The 7,839-nt window shown below is 73.1% G+C and carries 3 protein-coding genes and 1 pseudogene; 3 read left to right on the top strand and 1 reads right to left on the bottom strand.

Annotated features, from left to right (window positions below; all coding sequences use genetic code 11):
- Positions 1–125: 125 nt before the first annotated feature.
- From AC2CJA_RS21065 to AC2CJA_RS21055, 3 genes are all read left to right on the top strand, one after another.
- Entirely contained in the window at positions 126–641 is a 516-nt protein-coding gene (locus AC2CJA_RS21065) for a DUF6912 family protein (RefSeq protein WP_484604241.1), read from the top strand.
- A gap of 80 nt (positions 642–721) precedes the next feature.
- Positions 722–1,405 (top strand): HAD family hydrolase, encoded by a 684-nt coding sequence (locus AC2CJA_RS21060; protein ID WP_484604240.1) that lies wholly within the window; start codon positions 722–724, stop codon positions 1,403–1,405.
- Positions 1,406–1,737: 332 nt separating this feature from the next.
- Positions 1,738–6,750, top strand: a complete 5,013-nt coding sequence (locus AC2CJA_RS21055; protein WP_484604239.1) for an NAD-glutamate dehydrogenase — start codon at positions 1,738–1,740, stop codon at positions 6,748–6,750.
- Positions 6,751–7,097: 347 nt separating this feature from the next.
- On the opposite strand, the pseudogene AC2CJA_RS21050 reads toward AC2CJA_RS21055, so the two are convergent.
- Positions 7,098–7,839 (bottom strand): annotated as a pseudogene (locus AC2CJA_RS21050) (hypothetical protein); the annotation flags it as partial.

Here is a 7,839-nt window from a genome sequence, read left to right as displayed (position 1 = left end):
CGCGCCCGGGGGCCCCCCCCCCGCCGGGGCGCCCCGCCCCAGGGCGGGGCCGGGGACGTCCGGCGGCCGGGAGCCGCCGTATGCTGTCGGAACACCCGGAGCGGCCTTACACGGAAGTGGTGGCGATGCGCGTCTATGTCCCCCTCACCCTGTCCGGCCTGGCGGCCGCGCACCGGGCGGGAGAGCTGGGCCCCGGTCCGCTGACCGCCTACGCGGTCACCCCCGGACTGCGCGAGTGGTACGTCTCGGACGACATCGAGGAGCTGGAGTACGCCGCGCTCGGCCGCGCCGCACAGGCCTCGCTGCGGCTCCTGGCCGTCGCCCCGGACGTCCCGCGCCGCAGGGTGGTGGTCGCCGTCGACGTGCCCGACCGCGAGGCGGTGGCCGACCCGGACCGCGGCCTGGACCCGGCCGCGCTGGGCGAGGTGCGCATCGGGCGGGCCCTACCGCTGGACCGGGCCGCCGCCGTGCACGTCGACGGGGGCGAGGCGGAGGCGGACGTCGCCGCGGCGGCACAGGCGCTGGGCGCGGCCGACCAGGGCGACGACGACGCCCGTTTCACGGTGGACGGGGCGGACGACCACGAGCTGCTGTGGTATGCCACCCAGGAGATCGGCGACATCGTGGAGGGGCTGGGCTGAGCCCGCCGCCGGACCGGTGCCCCGGGCCGGGGCACCGGTCGCCCCTGTCGTCTGTCGGACCCGGCCCTTACCGTCGGGGTATGGACTCGGCCACGGGGAGAGCCCACATCGTGTGGGACTGGAACGGCACGCTGCTGCACGACATCGACGCGGTCATCGCGGCGACCAACGCCGCCTTCGCCGAGATAGGGCTGCCGGCCATCACGCTGGAGCGCTACCGGGAGCTGTACTGCGTCCCGGTGCCGCGCTTCTACGAGAGGCTGATGGGAAGGCTGCCCACCGAGGAGGAGTGGGCCGGGATGGACGAGATCTTCCACCGGCACTACTTCGCGCGCGTCGAGCGGGTGGGGCTCGCCGAGGGCGCGGCCGAACTGCTCGCCGCGCGGCGGGAGGCGGGGCTGACCCAGTCGCTGTGCTCCCTGGCCCCGCACGACCACCTGGTGCCGCTGGTGCGCCGGCACGGCATCGAGGAACACTTCGTCCGGGTCGACGGGAACCTCGGCGGCGGCAGTGGGTCGAGCGCCGGCAAGGCCCGGCAGATGGCGGCGCACGTGGCGGCGCTCGACGGGTTCGACCCCCGCCGCACCGTGGTGGTCGGCGATGCCGTGGACGACGCGGTGGCCGCCGCGGCCGTGGGAGCGCGGGCCGTGCTGTACACCGGCGGCTCGCACAGCAGAAGCAGCCTGATGACAGCCGGGGTGCCGGTGGTGGACAGCCTCGGCGAGGCGGCGGAGGTGGCCGAGCGGGTGATCTCGGAGGGCTGAGAGCGCCGTACGCCGCGCGTCGTCCGTGAGCCGCCGGAAGCTGTCCACAACGTCCAACTCCGACCCCTGGTTTTGTACACACACTGTCCATGACGGGGTTCGGCCGATGGGAGGTAGCCTAGCCGCGTGATCAGCGAGAAACCCGCGGAAGGCAGTGTCGCCTCCGGCCCCGGGCACCCGTGCGACGCCGCCGGGACCGGGGATGCCGCAGGTCACTCCGTCTCCAGGCATGACGCCCCGCTCCGGCGGACACTTGGTGTGCCGGCGTCAAGCCCTCAAAAACCCTCAACGCCTTGACGTCACGCAACGGCGCGCGACAGGAGCCAGACGACATGCAGACCAAGCTGGACGAAGCAAAGGCCGAGCTGCTCGAACGAGCCGCCCGGGTGGCCGACAGCGGTCCCGCCGGCAGCCGACCCGTACCGGGGCTGGACGCCGGGACCCTCGCCTCGTACCTCCAGCGCTACTACCTGCACACCGCCCCCGAGGACCTCGCCGACCGCGATCCGGTCGACGTCTACGGGGCCGCGGTCTCCCACTGCCGACTGGCCCAGCAGCGCCCCCAGGGCACCGCCGGAGTCCGCGTCCGCACTCCCTCCGTCGAGGAGAACGGCTGGACGTGCACCCACAGCGTCGTGGAGGTCGTCACCGACGACATGCCCTTCCTGGTGGACTCGGTCACCAACGAGCTGACCAGACAGGGGCGCGGCATCCACCTGGTGATCCACCCCCAGGTCGTCGTCCGCCGCGACGTCACCGGCAGGCTGCTCCAGGTCCTGGACGCGGGCACCCGGCCCCGGGATGAGATGCCGGACGACGCGCTCACCGAATCCTGGATCCACGTCGAGATCGACCGTGAGACCGACCGCGAGGACCTGAAGCGGATCACCGCCGATCTGCGGCGCGTCCTGTCGGACGTACGCGAGGCCGTCGAGGACTGGCGGAAGATGCGCGGCGCGGCGCTCCGGATCGCCGACGGCCTGCCCGGCGAGCCGCTCGCCGACGACCTGCCCGAACAGGAGGTCGAGGAGGCGCGTGAGCTGCTGCGATGGCTCGCGGACGACCACTTCACCTTCTTGGGCTACCGTGAGTACGAGCTGACCACCGAGACCGCGGACGGCACCGAGGAACTGCTGCTCAGCGCCGTCCCGGGCACCGGCCTGGGCATTCTGCGCTCCGACCCGCACCACGACGAACAGGGCGGCGGGGAGCCGGGCGCCGACCACGACGGCGCCTCCGCCCGCCCCCACGGGCCCGCCCACACCCACGCCCACCCGGTGTCGCCCTCCTTCAACCGCCTCTCGGCCGGTGCCCGCGCCAAGGCCCGCGAGCACCGGCTGCTGGTGCTCACCAAGGCCAACAGCCGGGCCACTGTCCACCGCCCCTCCTACCTCGACTACATCGGGGTGAAGAAGTTCGACGAGGCGGGCAACGTGGTGGGCGAGCGCCGCTTCCTCGGACTGTTCTCGTCGGCCGCCTACACCGAGTCGGTGCGCCGGGTGCCCGTCATCCGCCGCAAGGTCGAGGAGGTGCTCGGCTCCACCGGCTTCGTCCCCGACAGCCACGACGGCCGCGACCTGCTCCAGATCCTGGAGACGTACCCGCGCGACGAGCTCTTCCAGATCCCGGCCGGCGAGCTGCGCGAGATCGCCACCTCCGTGCTGTACCTCCAGGAGCGCCGCAAACTCCGGCTCTACCTGCGGCAGGACGAGTACGGCCGCTACTACTCCGCACTGGTCTACCTGCCGCGCGACCGCTACACCACCGCCGTGCGGCTGCGAATGACCGACATCCTCATGGAGGAGCTGGGCGGCACCAGCGTCGACTTCACCGCCTGGAACACCGAGTCGGTCCTCGCCCGGCTGCACTTCGTCGTCCGCGTCCCGCAGGGCACCGAGCTGGCCGAGCTGACCCACGCCGACGCCGAGCACATCGAGGCCCGGCTGGTGGAGGCCGCCCGCTCCTGGTCCGACGGTTTCTCCGAGGCGCTGGTCGCCGAGGTCGGCGAGGAGCGGGCGGCCAGGCTCGCGCACCGCTACGGCGGCGCCTTCCCCGAGGGCTACAAGGCCGACTTCCCGCCCCGCACCGCCGTCGCCGACCTCCAGTACGTCCAGGGTCTGGAACGGGGCGAGGGCGTCAGCGACTTCGCGCTCAGCCTGTACGAACCGGTCGGGGCCGGGCCCGGTGAGCGCCGCTTCAAGGTCTACCGCACCGGCGAGCCCGTATCGCTCTCCGCCGTGCTGCCGATCCTCCAGGCCATGGGTGTGGAGGTCGTCGACGAGCGCCCCTACGAGCTGCGCTGCGCCGACCGCTCCCCGGCGTGGATCTACGACTTCGGGCTCCGGCTGCCGGCGAACCACGCACGGAACCTGGAGGGAGACGCCCGCGGGCGCTTCCAGGAAACCTTCGCCGCCGTCTGGAGCGGCGAGGCCGAGAGCGACGGCTTCAACGCGCTGGTGCTGTCGGCCGGCCTGACCTGGCGGCAGGCGATGGTGCTGCGCGCCTACGCCAAGTACCTGCGGCAGGCCGGCTCGCCCTTCAGCCAGGACTACATGGAGGACACCCTCCGCCGTAACGTCCACACCACCCGGCTGCTGGTCAGCCTCTTCGAGGCCCGGCTCTCCCCGGACCGCGCCGCGGCCGGCCACGAGCTGACCGACGGTCTGCTGGAGGAGCTGGACGGGGCGCTGGACCAGGTCGCCTCGCTGGACGAGGACCGCATCCTGCGCTCCTTCCTCACCCTCATCAGGGCCACCCTGCGCACGAACTACTTCCAGCCGCGCGACGAGGAGTCGGGCCGGCCGCACGCGTACGTGTCGATGAAGTTCGACCCGCAGGCCATCCCGGACCTGCCCGCGCCCCGCCCGGCGTACGAGATCTGGGTGTACTCGCCGCGGGTGGAGGGCGTGCACCTGCGCTTCGGCAAGGTCGCCCGCGGGGGCCTGCGCTGGTCCGACCGGCGCGAGGACTTCCGCACCGAGATCCTGGGACTGGTCAAGGCCCAGGAGGTCAAGAACACGGTGATCGTGCCGGTGGGGGCCAAGGGCGGCTTCGTCGGCAAGCGGCTGCCCGACCCCTCGGCGGACCGCGACGCCTGGCTGGCCGAGGGCGTCGCCTGCTACAAGACCTTCATCTCCGGCATGCTCGACATCACCGACAACCTCGTGGGCGGCCAGGTCGTGCCGCCCGAGCGCGTGGTGCGGCACGACGGGGACGACACCTACCTGGTCGTCGCCGCCGACAAGGGCACCGCCTCCTTCTCCGACACGGCCAACGAGGTCGCCACCGCCTACGGCTTCTGGCTCGGCGACGCATTCGCCTCCGGCGGCTCGGCCGGCTACGACCACAAGGCCATGGGCATCACCGCCCGCGGCGCCTGGGAGTCGGTCAAGCGGCACTTCCGCGAGCTCGGGCACGACACCCAGACCGAGGACTTCACGGTCGTCGGCATCGGCGACATGTCCGGGGACGTCTTCGGCAACGGCATGCTGCTCAGCGAGCACATCCGGCTGGTGGCCGCCTTCGACCACCGGCACATCTTCCTCGACCCGGACCCTGACGCGGCCACCTCCTACGCCGAACGCCGCCGGCTGTTCGAACTGCCGCGCTCCTCCTGGGCCGACTACGACACCTCGCTGCTGTCGCCCGGCGGCGGCGTCCACCCCCGCAGCGCCAAGTCCATCCCCGTCGGCGCGCAGGTGCGCCAGGCGCTGGGCATCGGGGGCGGTGTCACCAAGATGACCCCGGCCGAGCTGATGAGGGCCATCCTCAGGGCCCCGGTGGACCTGCTGTGGAACGGCGGCATCGGCACCTACGTCAAGGCGTCCACCGAGACCGACGCCGATGCCGGCGACAAGGCCAACGACGCGATCCGCGTCAACGGCCGGGACCTGCGCGTGCGGGTCGTCGGAGAGGGCGGGAACCTGGGCCTGACCCAGCTCGGCCGCATCGAGTTCGCGCACGAGGGCGGCCGGATCAACACCGACGCCATCGACAACAGCGCGGGCGTGGACTCCTCCGACCACGAGGTCAACATCAAGATCCTGCTCAACTCGGTCGTCGCCGACGGCGACATGACCGTCAAGCAGCGCAACGCGCTGCTTGCGGAGATGACCGACGAGGTCGCCGAGCTGGTGCTGCGCAACAACTACGCGCAGAACGTGGCGCTGGCCAACGCGATGCGGCAGGCGCCCGACCTGCTCCACGCCCAGCAGCGGCTCATGCGCAGCCTGTCCCGCCGGGGACGGCTGGACCGGCAGCTGGAGTTCCTGCCCGCCGACCGGCAGATCCGCGAGCGGCTGGCACACGGCCGCGGGCTGACCCAGCCCGAGCTGGCGGTGCTGCTGGCGTACGCCAAGATCACCGCCACCGAGGAACTGGCGGACACCGACCTGGCGGACGACCCGTATCTGCAGCGGCTGGCGCACGCGTACTTCCCCAGCGCACTGCGCGAACGCTTCCCCGAGCAGATCGGGCGCCATGCCCTGCGGCGTGAGATCGTCACGACCCTCCTGGTCAACGACATGGTCAACACCGGGGGTTCGACCCTGGTGCACCGGATGAAGGAGGAGTCGGGCGCCTCGGCCGAGGAGATCGTGCGGGCGCACACCGCCTCCCGGGAGATCTTCGGCCTGGCCCGCGTCTGGGACGAGGTCGAGGACCTGGACAACACCGTGGCCGCCGATGTCCAGACCCGTATGCGGCTGCACGCCAGGCGGCTGGTGGAGCGGGGCACCCGCTGGCTGCTGAACAACCGGCCGCAGCCGCTGAAGCTCGCCGAGACCATCGAGGTCTTCCAGGAGCGGGTGGAGGTGGTCTGGTCCCAGTTGCCCAAGCTGCTCAGGGGTGCGGACCTGGGCTGGCACCAGAGCGTCAACGACGAGCTGACCGGCGCCGGGGTCCCCGGCGAGCTGGCGCTGCGGGTGGCGGGCTTCTCGTCCGCCTTCCCCGCCCTGGACGTGGTGGCCGTCGCCGACCGGACGGGACGTGAACTGCTGGACGTCGCCGAGGTCTACTACGACCTGGCCGACCGGCTGGGCATCACCGAGCTCCAGGACAGGGTGAGCGAGCTGCCGCGCTCCGACCGCTGGCAGTCGATGGCCCGCGCGGCGATCCGCGAGGACCTCTACGCCGCCCACCAGTTGCTCACGGCGGACGTGCTGGCCGCGGGGGACGGGAGCGCCACGCCCGAGCAGCGCTTCCAGGCGTGGGAGGAGAAGAGCGCCGCCGTCCTGGGGCGGGCCAGGGCCACGCTGGAGGAGATCCGCGAGTCCGACACCTTCGACCTGGCGAACCTGTCGGTGGCGATGCGCACGATGCGCACGCTGCTGCGCAGCAACCGCTGACGGTCCGGAGCGCGGGGCCGCCGGGCGGCCCTACTTCACCGCGCCGGTCCACACGGCCGCCACCTGGAGCCTCCGCCCTTTCAAGTCGGGTGGTCCGACGGTGGGCTCCCGGTCCGTCGCCGCCCCCGTCGCGGGCGGCCGTCGGCGACAGTGCCGGCGCGGCGGTCGGCGCGACACCCGCTCCGCGGGCACGGCCGACCGTCGAACGGCCGCGCCGTACGTCCCGTTCGGACAGTCCCCACGGCTGAACACATCGCCCGGCGGCAGCGCTTCACACGTCAGCCCGCCTTCCGCGACCGGCTCATGACCGTGATGCTTCAACCTCCTCCCGGGGAGGGAAGCTGACGTCACATCAGGGGAGGGGGAGCGGGGGCGCCCGCCTCGCGGGCCGCACGCTCGACCGCGCTGGCGAGCAGCGCCAGATCGGTCGGGCCGTTGCCCAGTTCGCGTACGGGGCGACGGGTGGGAGGGTCCCCGGCGCGCGCCCAGTCCAGCGGAACCACCGTCGGCCGCAGGGTCGCCGTCCGGGGTATGCGGCCCGACACCCGGCCCGCCTGGAAGGCGGTCACCGAGCCGTCCGGCCGGTGCAGCGTCCCGCGGCCCGGCAGTGGCCCCTCCGCGGAGCCGCCCGGGTCGTCCGGGCCGCACCCGGCTTCCGGGCTCCCGGAGCCGTCCGGGGCATCGGAGCCGAGGAAGGCCCGCAGGGCCGCGCCCTGCCCGGTGGCCGTCCGCCCGGTGTGCTCCGGCCGCCCGGTGGCGGCTATCAGATGCACCCCCAGCCGCGCCCCGTCCCGGGCCACGGCCTCCAGCGCCCGGACCACCGAACCGGCCGCCGGGCGGCCGGGGTTGCCCAGGGCGGGGGCGACCAGCGTGTCGAAGTCGTCGACGAGCACCACCAGTCGGGGCAGCGGCTCCGGTCCCGCGGCACCGACGGCCTCGGCGGGGGCCGCGTCCGCGGGCGCCCGCAGCTTGAGGGCGCCGGGCTCGGGCCCCGGGCCCGTGCCGGGGCCCCTGTCCGCCCGGGAGGCTCCCGCGGCCCGGCGCTGGGCGACCACCTGTCTCTTATAAAAAAATCCCAGCCCACCAGAC

It is taken from the genome of Streptomyces sp. ATLC9 (assembly GCF_057196705.1).
The sequence above is the reverse complement of the archived record's forward strand: the minus strand, read 5'-3'. Positions and strand labels throughout refer to the sequence as shown.